Origin of the sequence: Caloranaerobacter ferrireducens, assembly GCF_001730685.1 — a bacterium.
Classification (GTDB): Bacteria; Bacillota; Clostridia; order Tissierellales; family Thermohalobacteraceae; genus Caloranaerobacter; species Caloranaerobacter ferrireducens.
In genome coordinates, this window is sequence record NZ_MDJR01000001.1 from 872,311 (window position 1) to 894,926 (window position 22,616).

25 protein-coding genes are annotated in these 22,616 nt (G+C 29.6%); 1 reads left to right on the top strand and 24 read right to left on the bottom strand.

Annotated elements, in window-relative coordinates; genetic code table 11:
* Positions 1-12: 12 nt before the first annotated feature.
* The 22 genes from BFN48_RS04305 to BFN48_RS04410 all read right to left on the bottom strand — a co-directional run bounded on the left by BFN48_RS04305 (position 13) and on the right by BFN48_RS04410 (position 21,320).
* Positions 13-1,251 (bottom strand): MotE family protein, encoded by a 1,239-nt coding sequence (locus BFN48_RS04305; protein WP_069649609.1) that lies wholly within the window; start codon positions 1,249-1,251, stop codon positions 13-15.
* Between the two features lie 12 nt (positions 1,252-1,263).
* Positions 1,264-1,704, bottom strand: coding sequence for a flagellar export protein FliJ (gene fliJ, locus BFN48_RS04310; RefSeq protein ID WP_069649610.1), 441 nt, complete (start codon positions 1,702-1,704; stop codon positions 1,264-1,266).
* Positions 1,705-1,716: 12 nt separating this feature from the next.
* Positions 1,717-3,036 (bottom strand): flagellar protein export ATPase FliI, encoded by a 1,320-nt coding sequence (gene fliI, locus BFN48_RS04315; RefSeq protein ID WP_069649611.1) that lies wholly within the window; start codon positions 3,034-3,036, stop codon positions 1,717-1,719.
* Between the two features lie 5 nt (positions 3,037-3,041).
* Positions 3,042-3,770, bottom strand: a complete 729-nt coding sequence (locus BFN48_RS04320) for a FliH/SctL family protein (RefSeq protein ID WP_069649612.1) — start codon at positions 3,768-3,770, stop codon at positions 3,042-3,044.
* Complete coding sequence (fliG, locus tag BFN48_RS04325) at positions 3,763-4,770, bottom strand: flagellar motor switch protein FliG (RefSeq protein WP_069649613.1); 1,008 nt, start codon at positions 4,768-4,770, stop codon at positions 3,763-3,765. Before fliG ends, BFN48_RS04320 begins: the two co-directional genes overlap by 8 nt.
* 12 nt (positions 4,771-4,782) lie before the next feature.
* Positions 4,783-6,324, bottom strand: a complete 1,542-nt coding sequence (fliF, locus tag BFN48_RS04330; RefSeq protein ID WP_069649614.1) for a flagellar basal-body MS-ring/collar protein FliF — start codon at positions 6,322-6,324, stop codon at positions 4,783-4,785.
* Between the two features lie 32 nt (positions 6,325-6,356).
* Positions 6,357-6,653: a flagellar hook-basal body complex protein FliE gene (fliE, locus tag BFN48_RS04335; protein WP_069649615.1), complete on the bottom strand. Its 297-nt coding sequence runs from the start codon at positions 6,651-6,653 to the stop codon at positions 6,357-6,359.
* A 12-nt stretch (positions 6,654-6,665) separates the two neighbouring features.
* On the bottom strand, positions 6,666-7,109 hold the full coding sequence (gene flgC / locus BFN48_RS04340; RefSeq protein WP_069649616.1) for a flagellar basal body rod protein FlgC: 444 nt from the start codon (positions 7,107-7,109) through the stop codon (positions 6,666-6,668).
* Between the two features lie 2 nt (positions 7,110-7,111).
* A complete protein-coding gene (gene flgB, locus BFN48_RS04345; protein ID WP_069649617.1) occupies positions 7,112-7,513 on the bottom strand; it encodes a flagellar basal body rod protein FlgB in 402 nt (133 codons plus the stop codon).
* Between the two features lie 216 nt (positions 7,514-7,729).
* Positions 7,730-8,512 (bottom strand): GTP-sensing pleiotropic transcriptional regulator CodY, encoded by a 783-nt coding sequence (gene codY, locus BFN48_RS04350; protein ID WP_069649618.1) that lies wholly within the window; start codon positions 8,510-8,512, stop codon positions 7,730-7,732.
* A gap of 15 nt (positions 8,513-8,527) precedes the next feature.
* A complete protein-coding gene (gene hslU / locus BFN48_RS04355) occupies positions 8,528-9,922 on the bottom strand; it encodes an ATP-dependent protease ATPase subunit HslU (RefSeq protein ID WP_069649619.1) in 1,395 nt (464 codons plus the stop codon).
* 13 nt (positions 9,923-9,935) lie between these two features.
* Positions 9,936-10,466: an ATP-dependent protease subunit HslV gene (gene hslV, locus BFN48_RS04360; protein ID WP_069649620.1), complete on the bottom strand. Its 531-nt coding sequence runs from the start codon at positions 10,464-10,466 to the stop codon at positions 9,936-9,938.
* 47 nt (positions 10,467-10,513) lie between these two features.
* Positions 10,514-11,836, bottom strand: coding sequence for a methylenetetrahydrofolate--tRNA-(uracil(54)-C(5))-methyltransferase (FADH(2)-oxidizing) TrmFO (trmFO, locus tag BFN48_RS04365; protein WP_069649621.1), 1,323 nt, complete (start codon positions 11,834-11,836; stop codon positions 10,514-10,516).
* An 11-nt stretch (positions 11,837-11,847) separates the two neighbouring features.
* On the bottom strand, positions 11,848-13,932 hold the full coding sequence (gene topA, locus BFN48_RS04370; protein WP_069649622.1) for a type I DNA topoisomerase: 2,085 nt from the start codon (positions 13,930-13,932) through the stop codon (positions 11,848-11,850).
* A gap of 64 nt (positions 13,933-13,996) precedes the next feature.
* On the bottom strand, positions 13,997-15,091 hold the full coding sequence (gene dprA, locus BFN48_RS04375) for a DNA-processing protein DprA (RefSeq protein WP_069649623.1): 1,095 nt from the start codon (positions 15,089-15,091) through the stop codon (positions 13,997-13,999).
* Positions 15,092-15,122: 31 nt separating this feature from the next.
* Positions 15,123-16,556 (bottom strand): YifB family Mg chelatase-like AAA ATPase, encoded by a 1,434-nt coding sequence (locus BFN48_RS04380; RefSeq protein ID WP_083238780.1) that lies wholly within the window; start codon positions 16,554-16,556, stop codon positions 15,123-15,125.
* 123 nt (positions 16,557-16,679) lie between these two features.
* Positions 16,680-18,986 (bottom strand): hypothetical protein, encoded by a 2,307-nt coding sequence (locus BFN48_RS12630; protein ID WP_083238781.1) that lies wholly within the window; start codon positions 18,984-18,986, stop codon positions 16,680-16,682.
* Entirely contained in the window at positions 18,983-19,282 is a 300-nt protein-coding gene (locus BFN48_RS04390) for a hypothetical protein (protein ID WP_069649624.1), read from the bottom strand. The genes BFN48_RS12630 and BFN48_RS04390 overlap by 4 nt, the downstream gene beginning before the upstream one ends.
* On the bottom strand, positions 19,283-19,594 hold the full coding sequence (locus BFN48_RS04395) for a hypothetical protein (RefSeq protein ID WP_069649625.1): 312 nt from the start codon (positions 19,592-19,594) through the stop codon (positions 19,283-19,285).
* Between the two features lie 223 nt (positions 19,595-19,817).
* Positions 19,818-20,075, bottom strand: coding sequence for a hypothetical protein (locus BFN48_RS04400; protein WP_141706111.1), 258 nt, complete (start codon positions 20,073-20,075; stop codon positions 19,818-19,820).
* Positions 20,065-20,952, bottom strand: coding sequence for a ParM/StbA family protein (locus BFN48_RS04405; RefSeq protein WP_069649627.1), 888 nt, complete (start codon positions 20,950-20,952; stop codon positions 20,065-20,067). The genes BFN48_RS04400 and BFN48_RS04405 overlap by 11 nt, the downstream gene beginning before the upstream one ends.
* Before the next feature lie 164 nt (positions 20,953-21,116).
* Positions 21,117-21,320 carry a helix-turn-helix transcriptional regulator gene (locus BFN48_RS04410; RefSeq protein ID WP_069649628.1) on the bottom strand — a complete coding sequence of 68 codons (204 nt, stop codon included), beginning with the start codon at positions 21,318-21,320 and terminating at the stop codon, positions 21,117-21,119.
* A gap of 170 nt (positions 21,321-21,490) precedes the next feature.
* On the opposite strand from BFN48_RS04410, the gene BFN48_RS12380 reads away from it, so the two are divergent.
* Positions 21,491-21,628, top strand: coding sequence for a hypothetical protein (locus tag BFN48_RS12380; RefSeq protein ID WP_176718809.1), 138 nt, complete (start codon positions 21,491-21,493; stop codon positions 21,626-21,628).
* Here the strand turns inward: BFN48_RS12380 and BFN48_RS04415 are convergent.
* Positions 21,606-22,175: an N-acetylmuramoyl-L-alanine amidase family protein gene (locus BFN48_RS04415; protein WP_069649629.1), complete on the bottom strand. Its 570-nt coding sequence runs from the start codon at positions 22,173-22,175 to the stop codon at positions 21,606-21,608. The genes BFN48_RS12380 and BFN48_RS04415 overlap by 23 nt on opposite strands.
* Positions 22,172-22,591 (bottom strand): phage holin family protein, encoded by a 420-nt coding sequence (locus BFN48_RS04420; protein WP_069649630.1) that lies wholly within the window; start codon positions 22,589-22,591, stop codon positions 22,172-22,174. Before BFN48_RS04420 ends, BFN48_RS04415 begins: the two co-directional genes overlap by 4 nt.
* Positions 22,592-22,616: the final 25 nt, after the last annotated feature.

Genomic DNA, 22,616 nt, shown 5'->3' on the forward strand with positions numbered 1-22,616 from the left:
CACCTCCTTTCATCATTGTAAAGCTAACTTCCTAGTAATCTCTGCTGCCTTTCTATCATTTAAATTTTTTAGCACTTCTGACACTGTCGTTTTTTTCAACCTTCTTAATATATCTATAGCTAATTTTGAATCAGAAACAGTATAGTAACTTATAGAGTCTATTTTAAGTGCTGTTAATTCTTTATCATTTACAATTAATTTTTCAATAATATTAGCGACATCTTTAGCATCCATTTTTTCGTAAATCAAAACTAAATTATTTAATTTTTCTTCATACTCTTTTATGTAATCAATAATTTGGCTTAATTTGATTGTAATATTTTCTTTTGACCCTGTCAGTAGTTCTTCATGTCTAATATTATAAAACAGCTCTTCAACAAAATCTTTATCTCCCGAATATTTAAGAATATCTGCTGCTTTTTCTAAAGATAAATTAATATATATTTTAGCTAAATCGCTAATTGAATATTTTTCTGTATTTCCTAAAATCTTGTAAGCTTCATATGAATTCTTTCCTTCATAAATTTTTGCTAGATTCTTAAACTCTTCATATTTCATCTCTTTTTCTAGTAAATAAGATTTTAATATATACATTTTATCTTTATCAATTGATGACAACTTAGATAATATTAATTTTCTTTCATCATCCCCTAAATAATATAGTATCTCTACTACTTTCTTATCATCCATATTATTAATTATATAAGCGACTTTATCTTGTTCATCTGTACTACTATTAATTTTCTCCTTAATTTCTTTTAAAGCTAAATAACTATCCATTTTCTGAAGTCTTTCTGCTTCTTTTTTTATATTATCTTGCTCTTCTTTTTGTATTTCATCATACAATGAAAAAAGTAAATCTTTTCTTAATTCCATATCCCTAATCAATTTAATTATATCTACTGTTTTACTTGGATATTTACTATTCATCAATTTTACAATCTCGTTGTAAAGTTTATTATCATCTTTTTTTATAATATACAATTTATCTGCTGCACTATTTATATCAATCTTATTAAAATACTCGATAAGAAACATTTTTTTAGCTTCAATTTCTTCTTCCGTCGGATAGCTACTGAAATATTCTCCTACAAAACCAGGAGCATCTTTTAACTGATTATTAACTAATGTTCTAAAGGAATCAACTTTATAATAGATTGTTGCAAAAACCCCAATTGGTATAGTCAATATTAAAAATATAACAATAACAATTGTAATAATTTTATTACCACTGTTTTTTTCTTTTGTCATAATAAACCCCCGTTAATTTTTACTGTTTCTGAAGTTTACAATTTCATCTATTAAGTTATCTTCTTCTTTTTTTATTTCATAAGTAAACTCATTGTAATGCTTTTCCTTGATCTTTTCCATTATCTTTTTTTCTTTTAAAGCTTCTAAAAAAACTTTTTTCTTGCTGTCCATTATATCCCTAGCATTATCAACCCTGATTTCTTGCTTTTCTATTTCCTTATTAATATAGTTCATTATCGTATTGTAGTTTTTTAAATCAAATATAGTTATATTTTTCATGTTTCTATTTCTCATAGCTAATTCTTTCTTTTGGTAATTAATTAATTTTTTAAGTTTATTTTCTTCTATATTTAAATTCTCTTTTGCTTTGTTATAATCGGCTAATTTTAAGCTTTCCATAGTCTCCTTGTACTCTAAAATCTTCTGAAATTTAAACTTAAATCTACTTTGCACCCAAACCACATCCTATATCTCTGATACGATATCTTTCATCATTTCTAATGTTTCTTCTAATGTATATTTGCCCATTATATTTTGTTTTAGAAAACCATTAATCTTTTCTATGACATTAATAGCAATGTCAATTTTTTTATTTGTACCTTGTTTATAAGCACCAATATTTATTAAATCCTCCGCTTCCTTATAAGTTGATATTATATCCTTTATTTTATTAGCAAGGTCTATATGTTCTTGGTCGCATATATTAGGCATCACTCTGCTAATACTTGCTAACACATCGATTGCAGGATAGTGATTTTGATTTGCTAATTTTCTTGATAAAACTATATGTCCATCCAATATTCCTCTTACAGTATCAGTTATTGGTTCATTTAAGTCATCTCCATCAACTAAAACCGTGTATAAAGCCGTAATTGTTCCTTTATCTGATGTCCCTGCTCTTTCTAAAAGTTTAGGTAGTAATGCAAAAACTGATGGTGTATACCCTCTTGTAACTGGTGGTTCGCCAACAGCTAGACCAACTTCTCTCTGTGCCATTGCAAATCTAGTTAGCGAATCCATTAAAAGCATTACATTTTTACCTTGATCTCTAAAATATTCAGCTATTGCTGTCGCTAGAAAAGCTCCTTTCATCCTAACAAGAGCAGGTTTATCAGATGTAGCAACTACAACAACAGATTTTTTTAATCCTTCTTCTTTTAAATCATTTTCTATAAATTCCCTTACTTCTCTACCTCTTTCACCTATAAGTGCAATTACATTAACATCCGCTTTTACATTTCTTGCAATCATTCCCAATGTAGTACTTTTACCAACCCCACTTCCTGCAAAAATGCCTATTCTTTGCCCTTTCCCGCAAGTTAATAATCCATCTATCGCTTTTATCCCTAATGGTAAAATTTCTCTTATTTTCTTTCTTTGCAGAGGATTTGGCGGACTATTCATAACTGAATAGGCTCTACAATTGCTTATCGGTCCTTTACCATCAATCGGTTCACCTAATCCATCTAAAACCCGTCCAATCAACTCTTCACTAACATTAACTTTTAAAGAATTTCCTGTTGATACAACAGTACTACCTGGCCCTATTCCCTCCATATCTCCTAAAGGCATTAATAGAACCTTGTCTTCCTTAAAACCAACCACTTCAGCTGGTAAAGCAAGTTTACTGCTAAAAGGATATATATAACATAGTTCTCCTATACTAGCTTGTGGACCATTTGATTCAATTGTAAGACCGATAACTTTAGTTACTTTCCCATAGTACTTAATTAATTTAACATTATTAACTGCATCTACGTACTTTTTTATATCTATTACTTCCATACATATCACTCACTATTTAAAATATCTTTTAAAGTTTTTTTCATTGCTTCAATTTGAGTTTTTATACTAACATCTACACAACCTCTTTCAGTCTCTATAACACAGCCACCTTTTTCTAAACTATTATCAATTTTCACTTCAATATCTTCGACCAAGCTTGCTTCTGCCAATAACCTTTCTTTAGCAAGCTCAACAATATCATAGTCATCTTTAGAAATCCTAATAATAACTTTATCGCTAACTAATAAACTTTCTAAACCTTTTAATATAATTGATATAATAACCTCTTTATCATCATCCAATTTCTGGTTAATTATTTTTTCGCTTATGTTAATTACTAGTTCTATGATATCTTTTTCTAATTGCTTCAAACATAAAGCCTTTTCTTGTAGGTATTCTCTTTTTACACTATTTGCTTCTTTGATGATTTTTTCAGCTTCTATACAACCCTCTTCATAACCTTTTTTATATCCCTCTTCATACCCCTTTTGTTTTGATTCTTCAATTATCAGCCGAGATTTTTGATACATTCTTTCCATTATAATATCTGCATTTTCTCTTGCTTCATTAAGAATTGTTTCTGCTTCTATTTTAGCTTTATTTATAATTTCATCATGTTTTTCCCAAGCATCTTTTATAATTTTTTCAATATTATCTTTACTATCAGTTTTTACGTTATCATTTGTAATAGATGTTTCTACAATCACTTGATACGATTTAATAACATTAGACAACTATCTCGTCCCCTCCTCTTGGAGTAACTATTTCGCCTTCTTCTTCAAGTTTTCTTATAACATTAACAATATTCTGTTGAGCTTCTTCTATATCTTTTAGTCGAACAGGACCCATAAATTCCATATCTTCTTTTATCATTTCTGCTAAACGTTTAGACATATTTGCAAAAATAACCTGTTTAACTTCTTCACTCGCAGATTTAAGAGCAATTGCCCATTGATTATTATCAATTTCTCTAATAATCCTTTGTATCGATCTACTATCTAAAGTTACAATATCTTCAAATACAAACATTCTTCTTCTTATCTCTTCACTTAATTCAGCATCTTGTGTTTCTAACTCTTCCATGATATGTTTCTCAGTTCCACGATCAACAGTATTAAGTATAGATACTATTGTTTCAATTCCACCTACACTTGTATAGTCTTGAGTAACTAGGTTTGAGAATTTATTTTCTAACACTCTTTCTATTTCCTTAATTATGTCAGGTGATGTTCTATCCATTATTGCAATTCTTTTTGCTACTTCAGCTTGTTTATCTTGAGGTAAATTTGACAAAATTTGTCCTGCTTGACTAGGTTTAAGATATGACAATATCAAAGCTATAGTCTGAGGATGCTCATTCTGTATATAATTTAGTAATTGATTAGGATCTGCCTTTCTAATAAACTCAAAGGGTCTTACTTGTAATGAAGCCGTTAATTTATTAATTATATCAATTGCTTTTTGGGAACCTAAAGCTCTTTCTAGAACATCCTTAGCATAATTGATTCCACCTTCAGATATATACTCTTGAGCTAAACATAATTGATAAAAATCCTCTAACACTTTTTCCTTTTCCTCAGGAGAAACCATTCTAATATTTGCAATTTCTAAAGTAAGTTCTTCAATTTCTTCATCGTTTAGATGTTTGAATATTTCAGCTGATTTTTGTGGTCCTAAAGTTATCAATAATATTGCAGCTTTCTCTTTTCCAGTAAGTTGCTGTAATTTAGACATGGTTCTCCCTCCTTAATCCTCATTTAACCAAGTTCTTAATAATTGTGCAACAGCTTCAGGTTTTTTATCAATAAACTTCTCAATTTGGCTCTTAATTTCTGATTTCCCATTATTATCTAAATCTATCTCTTCAATCTGTTCAAACTGTGTTGATTTCTGTTCTAACACCTCATTGATATCATATTTTTCATTTCTGCGTCTGTAGTAAATAGTCCCAAATAACCCAGCTAATGCAATAAAAATCATTGATAATATCAAAATTAAATTATTATTTTTATTATTCGCTTCATTAGTAACATAATCAGTATTATCTAATAGTGACTTATTAAACTTTGCCGTATTTACCTGTACTTGTTTTGTATCTAACCCAGTAGCCGCATATATTAGTTTAACAATTTCCTTCTTTTCTTCAGCTGAAAGTTCTCCATCTGCTATAGCATCTTCATTAATCAAAATTGCAACAGTTATAGATTCAATATTGCCAGGTGATTTTTCAATCTGCTTGTTTATTTCATTCAACTCATAATTAATTATCTTACTTGCTTTATAAAACTTGGAATTGTCCTTATCTGACTGTACATAATCAACAACATTATCAGAATTCGAATCAACTCCAGGCACTCCTCCATCTAGTCCATTAACCATATTCTCTTCTAATTGCTCCATACTACGTATCAGACCTTCGTCACTACCCTCTATCGGTGGTTGAAATTGTACAATTCTTGTAACTTCACTATCGAAATTCATCTTTACACTTGATCTTACATCAACATTTCCATATCCAAACATAGTTTCTAAAAACCTTTTTATACTATTATCAATTCTTCTTTGTATGCTCCATTGTACGTCTAGTTGCTTACTATAACTATATTTTTCAATACTTTCATCTGTAGTAAGCAACTCACCTGTATCATCAATAATCGAAACATTTTCTAACTTTATTTCTTTAACAGCTCCAGCTACTAAATTTCTTATAGCAAGTACTTTTTCTTGTGATAAATGTTGGTTTCTAGATAGTTTAATAAAAACTGAAGCTGTAGCTTCCTCACTTTGTTTTAATACAAAACTACTTTCTTCTGGTATATCTAAATATACCTTAGCACCTTCTATACCATCTATTTCTGCTATAGTGCTTGCAAGTTCACTTTCTAAAGCATATTCTAATCTCTGCCTTTTTTCGTAATCTGTCATAGTCCAACTACTATCATTCAATGCATCTAAAAAGCTATAACCATCTTTAGGCAGTCCCTCAGTTGCTAACTGAATTTTTACCTTATTTTTATATCCTTTTGGCACTAAAATTGTTGTACCTTCATCTGCATTTTTCCATTGTATGCCCATTTCATCCAACTTATCCGTTATAAGTCCAGCATCTTTTAAGCTCAAGTTTTTGTAAAGGATTTCATATTCTGTACGTGTAAAATAGTATGTAATCAGACTAACGCTAATTATAACTAAAAAAGTACTAACTGTTAACTTGATTTTTTTCGATTTATCCAGTCCGCTCCAAAACTCATTAAGCTGTTTTCTAATTTTATTTATTGTTTCAGACACTTAATCACCTCATTTCCTGCTACGACTAAATATTAAATTTGCATCCTCATTATCTCCTTATATGCATCTATAACCTTATTTCTAATACTCAACGTAAGTTGTAAAGCTATGTTTGCTTTTTCACTAGCTATCATTACCTCATGAATATTATCTACTTGTCCTGTCGCTAACAATCTATTATAACGATCAGCATCTTTTTGTAAACTATTTACTTTGTCTAATGCTTCCTTAAAAAAATCTCCAAAAGAATCTTTTTTATTCTCACTTATAGTAGTACTCTTACTTACATAACTTAAATTTTTCATTTTACTTATATTGTTTATCTCCATATACTATCCTCCTTATCTACCTATTTCTAGAGCTTTCATTGCCATAGTTTTAGATGAATTAATTGCTGTTATATTTGCTTCATAAGCTCTAGAAGCAGCTATCATATCTACCATCTCTTTAACCACTTCTACATTCGGCATTAAAACATATCCATCTTTATCTGCATCTGGATGACCTGGTTCATATACTTTTTTAAATGGACTTTTATCTTCTATTATTGCACTAATCTTTACACCTTGCTTATTTAAGCTCTTACGTGAATACTCAGACAAATAATATGAAAAAGGTTTATTATTATTTTTTTCTTTAAACACTACCATTTTTCTTCTATAGGGAAGTCCACTGCTTGTCCTAGTTGTGTTTGCATTAGCTATGTTTTTAGAAATAATATCCATCCTTATTCTTTCTGCACTCATTCCTGAAGCACTAATATTTATAGCATTAAAAACTCCCATTATTATCTCCTCCCCTCATTAATAACTGACTTAATTCTACTGAATTCTGATGCTGTCTGTCGAATTAAAGCATTATACATAATCGTATTCTTTGCTAAATTTGCCATTTCAGTATCAATATTTACATTATTTCCATCTAATCTGGTAGAAGTATTCATTTGTTCAATAACCCTTGGCTCTAAGTTATTATGCTGTGATTTAATGTGCAATCTATTAGTAACTTTCAGTTTTATTGCTCTGTTTTCTAGACTTTCATTTAATATATCTTCAAACTCAACTGTAATTCTTTTGTACCCAGGTGTATCTACATTAGCTATATTATTTGAAATAGCTTCATGTCTTAACCAAGTCCCATTAAGTGCAAATTTTAGAAAATTAACTGTTGAAAATATTCCATTTAACATAAACTCACCTCTTAAATCAAATATCTTTAATTTATTCGATATAAATTTACAAAATCCTTCATATTTTTATTTTTTGTACTATACAATATTAATTTTCTTCTTTAATTTGCTTATATCCTTCTTCTATTTTATATTTTTTTACAATTTTCTTTAAATGGTCAATAAGTCCTAATAGGTTAAAAAAAGGTACGACATAACTGTCATACCTTTCTTTTTCTAACTTCTCACTTTTTTTAGTTCATCTATTAATTTGTCATTTAAAATCTTTATATATGTTCCTTTCATTCCAAGAGACCTGGATTCAATTACTCCAGCACTTTCGAATTTTCTAAGCGCATTAACAATTACAGACCTTGTAATACCAACTCTATCAGCAATTTTACTAGCAACAAGTAAACCTTCATCTCCATCTAGTTCATTAAAAATATGCTCTACTGCTTCTAATTCAGAATATGATAAAGTACCTATTGCCATTTGAACTATTGCTTTTTTACGAGCCTCTTCCTCTATTTCTTCATTTTTAGCTCTTAAGATTTCCATTCCAACTATTGTTGCGCTATATTCAGCTAAAACTAAATCCTCTTCAGTAAATTCTCTACCAAACCTCGCAAGAACTAAAGTTCCTAGTCTAACTCCACCACTTATTATTGGCACAACTGTACTCAATTTGTTAGGGTAGTCACATTTAGACACTTGATCAAACACGCATTCTTCAACTTCCTTCGTATTTGCTTTAGTTTCATTAATCCTCAATAATTCATCATTATATTCTTTAGGAAATCTTCTCTCTTCAACTACTTCACTCTGTATAATATTACATTCAAAGCCTAAAGATAAAGCAAACCCTAATACTCTTCCCTTCTTACTAGCTATATAAACATTAGCCTCCAAAATTTCACTTAAAGTTGTGCTTAATTCTGAAAAAGAAACAGGTCTACTACCTGAATTTTGCAGAATTTTATTAAGTCTCCTTGTCTTCTGTAGTAAACTTTCACCCATATTAATCCTCCTTCATCAGATTATGTATTTTGACATATCTTTTTCTTTTATAATATCACTTAATTTCTCTCTAACATAATTTACATCAATTACTATCTCTTTTTCTTCAATATCTGGTGCTTCAAAAGATATATCTTCATGTAATTTTTCTAATATAGTGTGCAGTCTTCTGGCTCCTATATTTTCTGATTGTTCATTAATAAGATATGCAATTCTTGCTATTTCATTAATAGCTTCTTCAGTGTACGTTACTTTTATACCTTCTGTCTCTAACAATAATTGATATTGTTTAATAAGTGCATTTTGTGGCTTTGTTAATATTTCTTTAAAATTATCCTGAGTAAGATTCTCCAATTCTACTCGAATAGGAAATCTACCTTGTATTTCTGGTATTAAATCTGTAACTTTTGAAATATGAAAAGCTCCAGCTGCTATAAAAAGAATATGATCAGTTTTAACAGGACCGTATTTTGTCATAACAGTACTACCCTCAATAATTGGTAGAATGTCTCTTTGCACTCCTTCTCTTGATATGTCGGGACCAGAGCCATAATTCCTTCCAGCGATTTTGTCTATTTCATCAATAAAGATTATTCCATTTTCTTCAGCTCTTTTAATCCCTTCATTAATAACTTCATCCATATCTATAAGTTTCTGAGCCTCTTGAGAAGTTAATATTTTCTTCGCTTCTTTAATAGGAACTTTTCTTTTTTTAGTCATTTTTGGAATTATTCCACCTAATAAATCATTCACATTAATATTTAATTCCTCAATACCAATTCCACTAAACATTTCTATAGTAGAATTTTTACTTTCTTCAATCTCTATTTCAATAACTTTATTATCTAACTCATTACCAATAAGTTTTTTTCTAATTTCTTTCCTTCGTTTCTGAATTTCTTCATTTTCAATAGAATTATCGGTATTATATTGCTCATTTTTACTAGTACCAAAGAAAACATTTAGTGGATTTATAAAATCTTCTGTTTTTTTAGGTAGTGGAACTAAAATCTCAGCAATTCTATCTAAAGCAATATTACGCGCTTTATTATATACCATTTTAATTTTCTCTGATTTAACCATTCGAATAGATGTTTGCACTAAATCTCTCACCATTGATTCTACATCTCTACCTACATAACCTACTTCAGTAAATTTTGTTGCTTCTACTTTTACAAAAGGTGCATTCACTAATTTAGCTAATCTTCTCGCAATCTCAGTTTTTCCTACACCTGTTGGCCCTATCATCAATATATTTTTGGGTTTAACTTCCTCTTTAAACTCCTCATCTAGCAAACTTCTTCTATATCTATTTCTTAAGGCAATTGCAACAGATTTTTTTGCTTTCTGTTGGCCTATAATATATTTATCCAATTCTTTAACTATTTGTTTTGGAGTTAATTCATTCATAAAAAACACTCCTTTAAATCACTTCTACAGAAATATTACTATTAGTATACACACATATGGATGAAGCTATCAAGAGCGACTCTTTTACTATTTCTTCAATTGAAAGATTGGAATGTTTTAGCAAAGCTTTACCAGCCGCAAATGCATAACTACCACCTGAACCTATAGCAACTATACCATCTTCAGGCTCAATAACCTCACCATTGCCTGATATTACTAATAAAATATCTTTATTCCCTGCTATTAACATAGCTTCAAGTTTTCTTAAAATCTTATCATTTCTCCAATCCATTGCTAACTCTACAGCTGCTCTTTTTAGGTTGCCACTAAATTGTTCTAGCTTTTCTTCTAGTTTTTCAGATAAAGTCATTGCATCAGCTACAGAACCCGCGAATCCAACCACTACGGTATTATTATATAATTTTCTCACTTTTTTAGCTGTATGTTTCATAATAGTTTTATCTCCAAAAGTAACTTGGCCATCTCCAGCTATCGCAACCTTATTACCTTTCTTTACAGCAATAATTGTAGTTCCCCTAAACACAATTTCACCCCTATCCGCAACAATCAATACTATCATATTTTAACACATCAATCAACTAATATTTTATTCTCTTTGATAAATTTTTGTAAAACTTTTAAACTTCGTTCAGATTTCAACCTATTTCTTTCTTTTTTATTTTTTACTCTATGTTCTAATTCAGGCATTATTCCAAAATTTATATGCATAGGCTGAAAATCACTTATACTTCCATCAGCAATATAATTACTCAAAGAACCAAGTGCTGTTTCTTTTGGAAATATTATTGGCTCTTTATCTAATAATATCCTAGACATATTTATACCTGCCACTAATCCAGAAGCAGCTGACTCAACATATCCTTCAACACCTGTTATTTGGCCTGCAAACATTATATTCTTATATTCTTTTAATTGATAAGTTGGTTTCAAAACCTTTGGTGAATCAATATAAGTGTTACGATGCATCACGCCATATCTAACAAATTCCGCATTTTCTAAAGCAGGAATTAAACTGAATACTCTTTTTTGTTCACCCCATTTTAAATTAGTCTGAAAACCAACTATATTATATAAAGTTCCTTCTTTATTGTCTTGCCTTAACTGAACGACCGCATAATATTTTTCTTTTGTAATCGGGTTTTCTAAACCAACAGGCTTTAATGGACCATACAATAAAGTTTCTTTACCTCTTTTCGCCATCGTTTCTATTGGCATACAAGCCTCAAAAACAATCTGTTTTTCAAAATTTTTCAACGGATGTACTTCTGCTTTAATAAGTTCTTCATAAAAACGTTCATATTCTTCTTTATTCATAGGACAGTTTATATAATCAGCTTCTCCTTTATTGTACCTTGAACCTTTAAATGCTCTTTTCATATTAATTGATTCATAAGTTACAATTGGAGCCGCTGCATCATAAAAATATAAGTATTCAGCTTTAGTTAATTTAGAGATATTATCTGTTAAATCTTTAGATGTTAATGGTCCCGTAGCTATAATTACAAAACTATCAGTTGGTATTTCAGTTATTTCCTTTCTTATAAGTTCTATATTAGGATGATTACAAATCTTATTAGTTATCTCTTCTGAAAATCTTTCTCTATCAACTGCAAGAGCTCCTCCTGCAGGTACTTTATTATTATCAGCAGCTTCAATAATTAAGGAATTTAACATTCGCATTTCAGCTTTAAGTAATCCTACCGCATTCTCTAAACTATCTGATTTTAGCGAATTACTACACACTAACTCAGCTAATTTATCCGTATGATGTGCTTCTGTATTTTTAGCAGGTCTCATTTCAAATAGTTTAACTTTAATTCCTCTATTAGCTAACTGCCAACTTGCTTCACATCCTGCTAATCCTCCACCAATAACTATTACTTCATTTTTCATAATATCACCCTTTACTTTTCATTTGTTTCTTTTTTATACTTACATCCCTTATTAGAACATTTTATATAAGTACCTTTTTTATTTTTTTTCTTTACTAATATTCCTCCACACTCGGGACATTTGTCTCCAGTTGGCATATCCCATGAAACAAATGAGCATTCAGGATAGTTACTACATCCATAAAATTTCCTGCCTCTTTTAGTGTGTCTTTCTATCAATTCGCCCCCACATTCTGGACATTTTACACCTAACTCCTTCACAATCGGTTTCGTATTTTTACATTCTGGATATCCGGGACAAGCCAAGAATTTTCCGAATCTTCCATGTTTAATCACCATAAATCTCCCGCATTTTTCACATTTTATATCAGTAATCTCATTCTGAATTTCTATCTTATTCATCTCATTTTCTGCTTTTTCAAGACTTATTTTAAATTCTTTATAGAATTCGTTTATTACATCTTTCCAATTTAATAAACCTTCTTCAATTTTATCCAACTTATTTTCCATATCTGCAGTAAACTCTTCGTTAATGATATCTGTAAAATATTCTCGAAGTAACTCTGTTACTAAAATACCCAAATCTGTTGGTTTAAAATATTTATTTTCCAAAACTACATAACCTCTACTCAAAATAGTACTAATTGTAGGTGCATATGTACTAGGTCTACCTATTCCTAACTCTTCTAAAGTTCTAACCAAAGTAGATTCAGTATATCTTGCTGGCGGCTGTGTAAAATGTTGTTCAGACTGTATGTCTTTAATACTTACAGTTTCACCTTCATTAAGATTCGGGATTTCTATTTCTTTTTCTTGTTTATCATCTTTAAGTATTTTTAAATAACCATCAAATACGATTTTAGAACCAGAAGCTCTAAAAATATAATTTCCAGCACTGATCTTAACTGATAAAGTTTCATATAATGCAGGACTCATTTGACTTGCAATAAACCTTTCCCAAATAAGTTTATACAATTTATACTGATCAGCGCTTAAAGAATCTTTTATTTTTTCTGGTATTCTATTTACTAAAGTGGGTCTGATCGCTTCATGGGCATCTTGAATATCATTTCTCCTTTTTGACTTAAATCTTCTAAATCCTGTCGTATATTTTTCTCCATAAACTTCTGTTATAAAATCTTTAGCTTTTTTTAAAGCTTCATCAGATATTCTTACTGAATCAGTTCTTATGTAAGTAATAAGACCAACGGTTCCTTCTCCTTTAACATCAATACCTTCATATAATTGTTGAGCTATCATCATTGTCTTTTTGGTTGAAAAACCTAAACGTCTAGATGCCTCCTGTTGCAAAGTACTTGTAGTAAAAGGAGGGTTAGGATTACGTTTTCTATTCCCTCTTTTAATTTCATCAATAGTAAAAGTACTTGTTTTAATTTCTTTAATAATAGTTTCAACATCATCTTTACTTTTTAATTCTAACTTCTTTTCTTTCCCTTTTTCTCTAACACCATAAAAATTCGCTTTGAATATTTGACTATTTTTTTCGAGAAAAAGATCTATAGTCCAATATTCGGTAGGTTTGAAATTTTCGATTTCTTTCTCTCTATCACAAATAAGTTTTGTTGCAACAGACTGTACCCTACCAGCACTCAACCCTCTTTTTACTTTTCTCCATAAAAGAGGACTAATTTTATATCCAACAAGTCTATCTAATATCCTTCTAGCCTGTTGTGCATCTACCAAATTTTGATTGATTTGTCGAGGTTTTTTAATTGCAGTTTTAATAGCGTTTTTAGTAATTTCATTAAATTCTATTCTAACTTTATCATCTTTTGAAAGACCTAATATATGTGATAAATGCCAGGAAATTGCTTCTCCTTCTCTATCAGGGTCCGTTGCTAAATAAATCTTATCAGCTCTTTTTGCTTCTTTTTTTATCTCATTTATTACAGGACCTTTACCTCTTATTGTTATATATTCAGGTTCAAAATTTTCTTCTATTTTAATACCCAATTTACTTTTGGGTAAATCTCTAACATGTCCTACAGATGCTTTTACTTTATAATTACTACCTAAAAACTTCCCTATAGTTTTGGCCTTTGCAGGAGACTCTACTATAACAAGGAATTTTGCCAAGTCATACACCTCCAACTTTCATAATGTTTGTTATTATATCAAAAACTATATATTAAGTCTACTTTTAAAGATTAGTTAATTGAAAAATCTTCCTAGGTAACTGTTTTACAATTCCCTTTAATTCCAAAATTGTTAATATACTATTTACTTTTATTATATCCAATCCAGTTTGGTAAGATATTTCATCACAATGTTTAGGATATTCTTTTATACACTCAACTATTTTAATTTCATCTTTTCCTAAATTTAAACAAGAAATTTCTTTAACTCTTTTTGCCTTAACTCTATCTTTAAGCAAAGTAATCTCTTCAATAATATCGTCAACATCTGTAACAAGTTTCGCACCATCTTTTATAAGTAAGTTTGTGCCTTTACTATAGATACTATTAATATTCCCTGGTATTGCAAAAACTTCTCTCCCTTGTTCTAAAGCTATTTGTGCTGTGATTAAAGAACCGCTTTTTTCACTAGCTTCAACAACTAAAACACCTAAAGAAAGTCCACTGATTATTCTGTTTCTCATAGGAAAATTATATGGTAATGGTTGGACTCCTAAAGGATATTCAGTAATAATTGCTCCATTATTTTGTATTTTTTCAAACAACGTTTTATTAGCCTTAGGATATACTGAATCTATTCCATTTCCTAAAACAGCAATAGTCCTCCCTTTAGTTATAAGTGCTCCTTCATGAGCTTTAGTATCTATTCCACGAGCTAAACCACTTACTATAGTAATTCCTAACCCAGCTAGTTCTTTTGCAAACTTTTCTGCAACCCATTTCCCATACGCAGTAGCTTTTCTAGCCCCAACTATAGCTATAGAGATTTCATCCTTAATCTCTAAACTACCTTTAATGTAAATTACTTTTGGTGGATTATAAATGTTCTTTAAATGTCTAGGATAATTAACATCAAAAATTGTTATTATTTTTGCTCCGCTTTTTTCAACTTTAGATCTATAATCTTCATAATAATGTTTATCTTTATATTTAACTAGAATAGCTTTTGAATACTCACTCAAAAAACTTATTTTATTAATAACATCTGCTGAAGCTTCCCATAATAAATGAAAATCACCAAAATACTCTTCAAGTTTTTCAATTGTATTACTATTCATATTAATACTATTTAACCAAATTAAAATATCTCTACTATTCATAGTATTACCTACTTTCACATTCTATTATCGATTAACGCCAAAACTTTCTATCTAAACTCCTGTATTGAATAGCTTCAGCTAAATGTTGTACTTCTATTAACTCTTTTTTATCTAAATCAGCAATTGTCCTAGCTAGCTTTAAAATTTTATTATAAGCTCTAGCACTTAAACCCAAATTATCAAATGCTTCTTCCATCAATTTAACACATTCATTATCTAATTTACAGTATTTATTTATATCTTTTGATGTTAATTGTGCGTTACAAAATATTTTTTCTTTAGAATATCTATCAGTCTGGATTTTTCTAGCTTCATTTACTCTTTTTCTAATGCTTTCTGAAGTTTCCGATGTAACATTACTACCCAATTCTTTATAAGCTACAGGTGTAACTTCAATATGTATATCAATTCTATCTAATAATGGTCCACTAATTCTACCCAAGTATCTATTTATTTCTCTCTCACTACAAGTGCATTCATGTGTTGGATCACCATAATAGCCACACGGACAAGGATTCATACTTGCTACAAGCATAAATTTAGCTGGATATGTAAGAGAAGCATTAACTCTTGAAATTGTTACATGACCATCTTCCATTGGTTGCCTGAGAACTTCTAAAACACTTTTTTGAAACTCAGGTAATTCATCTAAAAAAAGTACTCCATAATGTGCTAATGATACTTCTCCAGGTTTGGGTATTCTACCTCCCCCTACTAAAGATGCACTAGATATTGTATGATGAGGTGCTCTAAAAGGTCGTCTTGTAATTAAAGAATTATCTTTTAATAAACCTGCTACACTATATATTTTAGTAATTTCCAATGATTCATCAAATGTTAATTCAGGTAATATAGAAGGTAATCTTCTTGCAATCATCGTCTTGCCAGAACCAGGTGGACCTATAATCAAAATGTTATGTCCTCCAGCTGCAGCAACTTCCATTGCTCTTTTTAATGATTCTTGTCCCTTAATATCACTAAAATCATCATATAATTCATTACCATTTCTAAATAGGTTTGATATATCTATTTCCGAAGGCTTTATGGTTATTTCATCATTTAAATACATTACAAGCTCATATAGATTTTTTACTGGTATCACATCTATATTTTCTACTATACTACACTCATCTTTATTTTCGTAAGGCACTATAATTTTTTCAATACCTTTATCTCTAAGCGATATTACTAGAGGAAGACCACCATCTATCTTATTTATATTCCCATCTAAAGATAATTCACCTATAAAAGATACTTTACTTAAATCTCTATTTTTTATAGTTCCAGTTGCTAATAATATTCCTACAGCAATTGATAAATCAAGTTGTGAACCTTCTTTCTTAAGACTAGCAGGTGCAAGATTAATAGTAATCCTATTTAAAGGAAATTCAAAGCCAGAATTTTTTATTGCAGTTCTTACCCTTTCTTTCGACTCCCTTATAGAGGTATCTGGAAGACCTACAATATTAAAAGTTGGCTACTATACCCTATAGCCCTACACTTTATTATTATAATTTGATATATATCAGCAAACCCCTTTAAATTTACTGAAATTTTTGAATAAATTTTCCTACCTATTTATATATATTTATTTTATAGGCTTTGGCAATTTAGTTATGAACTTTGCATAACCTTTTTCATATTTGATTAAGTTTAAGCTATGAAATCTTTTAAGATTTAGTAAATCCTCAACTGTATAAGGATATAGTTCATCTTTGAGTTCTTTATAATTGTCTTTATCACAACCACTAATCAACATGTATGAACTATTAGCTGATTTTAATTCATCCCTTATAATCGGTATTTGCCCTAGATAGTGGCATGATATAATCATTTTTGCAGTAAACTTAGCCATTTGGCTTAATTTATCAGTAATAAATCTTTGAGTGTTTTCTACTTGGTAAAGCTCATCAACAAATATATTAACTTTTACATGTTTGCTCCTGTCTTTTATTTTCATTTTTCTAATTTGCAGAGCTAACCATATTTTAGTTATCCAATATGTGCAAACTATATCCCTTTCCTCTTTTGTAAAAAATGCACTTTCTGGCATTTGAATTCTTATTAATTGAGGCTTTTGTATCTCATTTACTAGATTTATATTATCATCACAGTTTTTCTTTAATGACATTTCTAAAAATGTATTACGTTTAAGTTTGTTTAGTCTATCAATTATTCCAGTTATTAAATTAAGTCTAGTTCCAACAATATACCCTTCTTTGTCTACTTCATCTAATTCTTTTAAATTTAGTATATATTCATGTAAGTTATTTAGTTGTTCAGTTGGAATTTTATCAATATACTCATGCCTTATTCTGTGATTTTGCAAAACGCTAAATACATCATTTATTGCTCCATTACTTATAAAAGTAACTAATCCAGCTGATTCAAGATACCTTTCCATTTTAGGAGCTAATACTTTATCATCAGTATTGATACTATTTACAAGTGTTATTAGTTGATTGCATTGAATCTTAGCTTTATTATAAGCTGTAAAGATATCATCATTTTCAGTTATTTTTACTTCATTATAACCTAGCCCTTGTAAACTATCATATCCATCATACTTAATAGTTAAAACTTTGTGTTTAGGCAAAACTTCTGCTAATTCATTAGAAAATTCGCATTCAGCTATAAAATCTAATGCTATATTACATTCTCCATGATCTATTGCATCTTTGCTAAGGTTTTGAAATAATGTAGTCTTTCCTGCCCTAGTTGGACCAATAACAACAAGTGTTAAATTTCTATATTCAAAATCGTTACTTAAATATGCTTTTTGTTTTTTACCTCTATATATATTTTCTCCTATGCACATTACACCTTGTTGAAGCTCTTCTGGAACTTCTGTTTCTTGTGTTTCAATCTTCTCTATACAATTGTGTTCTTCAAGTAACTCTCTACCAGGAAGTTGTAAGAAATTCTGACATTCATCTGTACTTGTTTTTATTCGTTCTACGCTAGGTAAATATAATACATTAGGCTTAAAATCTATTTTCTTTATTTTCTTAGGCATTAATTCATTATCCTCACTTATTCTATTAAAAGCTGAACATATAGCTCTAGCATTGTTGTTTTCTTGCACTTTGTCTTTACTTTCAGATAATACAAGTATTTGAGTGTTTATTATTGAAGCATCTTTTTTCTTTCGTGTGGCAAGTGATAATTCAGTTGTGTTCAATCTCTTAAACAGTAAATCTGAAAGACTTTCCTCTTGTTTTTCTGTTTTTGTAAGGTCGAATATAGCATTTTCAACCATTTCTAGTATATATACAATAATGTAAAACAGCATTTTTAAGATATACGAAAATCCTGTTTTTTGCCTATCAATAGGAGCGCCTTCTTTAAGTTTTTGCATTGTTTTTTCATATTCTGCTCTCCATGAGATTTGAGAACAAGGCACAAAATTATAAAATATACCTATTTTATCACCTTCCTGCATAACTGGTATTACATTTAGCAAGCTAGAAAGTAATGTATTTGCCCTTTTGTCAACTGCAAGACTTAACCCATCTTCTTTTCTATAAGTTAAATAATATTTAGTTGCTTTGTCACTAAACATTGGAACTTTGTCAACTTCTTTGATAGTTATACCTTTCCAAGCATTCTGGATCTTCTCTTTAATAAGTTGTAAATATGCTTTAGGAATAATAAAGTAGAATTCAGCTTTATTTTTTTCAATATAGATATAATATGCTACTTTTGAACGTGCTTCATAAAATATTTTCTTTTCATATCTATGTATGCTCTGTGCAAGATTTCGATACAAAGAACAGATAGCTTTCGCTATCTGATCCGTTGATTGATTTCTAACCGAATAAGTAGGTGTAAGTTTTAAATAAACATATTCAGGGTGTATTATCTCAAAATATTTGCTTAATTTTATACCATTCACATTACCACCCCTATTAGTCGAATAATTAATATTGCTGCTAAAACAACTGCTATTAGCCAAGTCATTTGAAATACAATAGCAAATTTCAGTAAAATAAAAACCATTATTGTAAACATCAATGCTCCTAGTATTTTTCTACTGCCAGTTACAACATAGAATAGAAATATAACCATACATACTGCTGGTATATAAGCAAGTATTATTTCTGTGAATTTCTGTAGTGTTTCTAATGGATGTATAATAGCATTGAATACTTTTGATATAGGTTCTAATAATGCTTCCAATCTTGAAAACATCTATTTCAGCCCCTCTATAAACTCTTCAACCCATTTTAAAGCAGTTGGTAAACCTAAGAGCACTGCGTATATAATTAGATACTTTATGACTACACTTCCTATAGCCTGTAAATCTCCTGCCTGTGCTTTTTGAATTACTTCCTTTATAGCAACCAAAAGTATAATTGTATATCCAATCAATTTAACAACTTTTGTTACTGATCTATCGACTTTAGCTCTAGTTTTATCTATATTATCAGCATAAGCTAATGTATAAAATGATATCAAAATACAAATACTAATAAATAGTAATAATATTTTTTTATATCTCAATACAATAACCTCCTTTGAAAGGGTGATATAATGTTATTACTTGGAATTGGTATCGGTATGGTAATTGCTGCTGAAATAATATCTGTATTCGGTTAAAAAGTACAAGCATGACATGCATATTTTTGAAAGCTCTTGCATATGCTTGAAGTGTAATGCAATGAAGCGAAAGCAAGTAGCATTCACTTCAAGCTAGTTGCCCTTTCTATGTGCCGGGAAGGGCATTCTATTTTAGGTCAAATATTTCATTTATTTCATCTTTAAAATTAATTAAATCATCATTAGTGTTTATACTTATATTGCTGTAATTTTGCTTTATAAAATCTAATATAAGTTTTTTCATTTCATCAGAAAGACCCTTATTTGAAGTCATATCTTTTCTTATAAGTTCTCTAATATATTGTGATTTATTTTCTTTAGTTTCTAAATACTCTAGAACTTTATCATCATTAATGGAGACTGGTATAACTTTTCTAGACACCAAATCTCACCCTTCCAATTTGTTCATAGCATACTGCATTAGTAAATTGCCCATCTGGTAATATTTCTGCATTAGGTATGTTTAATCTATGATACAACCCCTGACTGCCACCTCCAATAAGCAAAATATAATCCATTGTCTTAATAGAAAAATCTAACTTAATATCAGTCATAAAACTTTCTATATATCCATCTATAATTGGATTTAAAAACCTTAAGTCTTGTTGTTTCCCATATATTTTAATGCCTTCATTTAAAATTCTTTCTCCATCAGATATATCTAGAGATAATTCCAAATAAGTATTAATTTCACTTATCATTTGACTATATAGTTTTAACATACCTTTTTCGTATGTTCTGTATTTTACCAGCTTCATATTTTCAAAGTAACATACATCTACAGTTAAGCCTCCAATGTCTATTACAAGTACCTTTGCATATCTATATTTATTTGGCTGCAAGAATACAGGACCAGCTCCTTGAACGAATACATCAGCATCAACTATTTTAAGATGTTTCTTTTTGCCATTTATAATAATCTTAGTTGCTCCACTATTTAAAAGCATTTTTCTTAATTGTATTTTCTGTTTTGAATAGTGTCCTGGTGGTAATCCTGTAATAACTTTTACCTCTTCATAATCATTATCCATACTTAAAGCTATGCTAGTTAAAATACATACTTTTGTTTTTTCATCATCAACTTTATTAATATCAACTGTATAATTGCTTTCTTTTTCTCCTACAATGTATCTCTTTCCTTCTATCTCTACTTCTAGTACATTGTTAATGTCAATGCTTTCTCCTGTTCGTACTTTCGAAGGGAATATAACTCCCTTGCTATTCTTTGTGTAAGTGTAACCATTGTCTACTCCTATAATCATTTTAGCCCCCCTTTTATTACAATGTAATAATTCGTAATACAGCCTTGTAATAACTTTTATTATTTTGTATTACACTATATCTATATGCAGTTATTTCTAAATAATGCTAGTACATATTACTTTTTGTGAAAAATTTTCTAAAATAGCATAAAAAAATATGGCATCTATTCCAGATACCATATATCGTCTACTCTTTTATTAAGTTGTTTTGCAACCTCCAGAGCTTTTTCTAAAACTGGTACACTATCACCATTTTCCCATTTAATATATGTATGCACATTAATGTTTAGCTTCTTTGCAAATTCTGTTTTACTGTCTATCATGTATTCTTTTAATCTGATTTCCTTCAATCTATTTTTTACCCCCATAACCTCACCCCTTCTATAATATGTATTAGACAAGCATTAGGGGATTCCTTCACAAAAGTTTCGACAAAATATAAGACAAGATAGAAGTTTTTTTACTATGCCTAACAAAGTAATATATGTAAATCGGGTTACATAAAATTATATAAAAACTTCGAAGAGGTGTATAAAGTATGGATGGATTTACGTTCTTAGAAACTGCTGTTATATTATCAGTAATTGTATATGGAATTACTTTAGCTTTACCAAAATCTAATTCTAATAATAAAAACATTTCTAAAGATTATTCTACAGATTTTCTTCGATTTTAGATTCTTTCGATACTTCTTTCTTCTTACCTTTCATAAATTCTTTAAATCCATCAGCAATACCTTGAGCTATTTTTTCTACATTTAAGTATTCTATGTCTTTGTCTAGAAATAGTCCTTCTACTATTACTGTTGTTGTACTTCCTGTAAGCCTATGCATATAGTAGTAATCTCCTCGCTTACCTTTTCTGCTGAACACTCTTCTAATAGATAGACCTAATTTTTCATTGAGTTTTTTTGCTATTATCTCTGCTAATTGTTTGCCTTTCTCTGAATATATCGAATGTATTGCTTCAATTCCACTCGCTGAACTATTATAAGCATTTAAATGTATTGATAAGCAATATTTATACTTATCTTTTATTTTATTAGTTCTTGACCCAGGTTCTAATGTTATATCAGTAGTTCTTGTCATGTCTGGCTCAAATTCTTTTAAAAGTTCTCTCACTCTTTTAGCTATAACCAAGTTTAAATCTTTTTCTAAATAACCAAAAGCGGAGGCTCCAGTATCAGAGCCTCCATGTCCAGCATCTATAATCAAAGTTTTCATTTATTAACCACCTCTGGATTATCGTTTTGTTCTTTAATGTTTTTAAGAACTTTTAGTATAAAACCAGGTAATGGGACACCTAATATTGCAATATTTTCTGTAATGCTGATACCTTCATTTGCTATGTAGAAATAGCATGACATAGTTCTAAATAAAGGTGTTTCATTCGCTATAGCAACATCTAGCTGATAAGCTACAATGACAACTATAAAAATAGATGCCTTTTTTAATAATCCTCTCCAACCAATATCGCTTGCTACTTCTTTTTTGTATATAGCTTTCATTAATCCTGTCACATAATCAACAACAATAAATATAGCTAAGATTTTCAAAGCGGCATCCCACCCTCCTATTAAATATGTTATGCCAGTACCCAAGGATGCCACTATACCATTAAATATTACTTTAATATTCATTTGTTTTCCCTCCTTAATTTAAGCA

What these genes read in the sequence shown, in the direction of transcription:
- BFN48_RS04305 (WP_069649609.1), bottom strand. Translation starts at nt 1,251, where the DNA reads ATGACAAAAGAAAAAAACAGTGGTAATAAAATTATTACAATTGTTATT.
- fliI (WP_069649611.1), bottom strand. Translation starts at nt 3,036, where the DNA reads ATGGAAGTAATAGATATAAAAAAGTACGTAGATGCAGTTAATAATGTT.
- fliG (WP_069649613.1), bottom strand. Translation starts at nt 4,770, where the DNA reads ATGTCTAAATTACAGCAACTTACTGGAAAAGAGAAAGCTGCAATATTA.
- fliE (WP_069649615.1), bottom strand. Translation starts at nt 6,653, where the DNA reads ATGGAGATAAACAATATAAGTAAAATGAAAAATTTAAGTTATGTAAGT.
- flgC (WP_069649616.1), bottom strand. Translation starts at nt 7,109, where the DNA reads ATGGGAGTTTTTAATGCTATAAATATTAGTGCTTCAGGAATGAGTGCA.
- flgB (WP_069649617.1), bottom strand. Translation starts at nt 7,513, where the DNA reads ATGTTAAATGGAATATTTTCAACAGTTAATTTTCTAAAATTTGCACTT.
- codY (WP_069649618.1), bottom strand. Translation starts at nt 8,512, where the DNA reads ATGGGTGAAAGTTTACTACAGAAGACAAGGAGACTTAATAAAATTCTG.
- hslU (WP_069649619.1), bottom strand. Translation starts at nt 9,922, where the DNA reads ATGAATGAATTAACTCCAAAACAAATAGTTAAAGAATTGGATAAATAT.
- trmFO (WP_069649621.1), bottom strand. Translation starts at nt 11,836, where the DNA reads ATGAAAAATGAAGTAATAGTTATTGGTGGAGGATTAGCAGGATGTGAA.
- dprA (WP_069649623.1), bottom strand. Translation starts at nt 15,091, where the DNA reads ATGAATAGTAGAGATATTTTAATTTGGTTAAATAGTATTAATATGAAT.
- BFN48_RS04390 (WP_069649624.1), bottom strand. Translation starts at nt 19,282, where the DNA reads ATGTTTTCAAGATTGGAAGCATTATTAGAACCTATATCAAAAGTATTC.
- BFN48_RS04405 (WP_069649627.1), bottom strand. Translation starts at nt 20,952, where the DNA reads ATGATTATAGGAGTAGACAATGGTTACACTTACACAAAGAATAGCAAG.
- BFN48_RS04410 (WP_069649628.1), bottom strand. Translation starts at nt 21,320, where the DNA reads ATGGGGGTAAAAAATAGATTGAAGGAAATCAGATTAAAAGAATACATG.
- BFN48_RS12380 (WP_176718809.1), top strand. Translation starts at nt 21,491, where the DNA reads ATGGATGGATTTACGTTCTTAGAAACTGCTGTTATATTATCAGTAATT.
- BFN48_RS04415 (WP_069649629.1), bottom strand. Translation starts at nt 22,175, where the DNA reads ATGAAAACTTTGATTATAGATGCTGGACATGGAGGCTCTGATACTGGA.
- BFN48_RS04420 (WP_069649630.1), bottom strand. Translation starts at nt 22,591, where the DNA reads ATGAATATTAAAGTAATATTTAATGGTATAGTGGCATCCTTGGGTACT.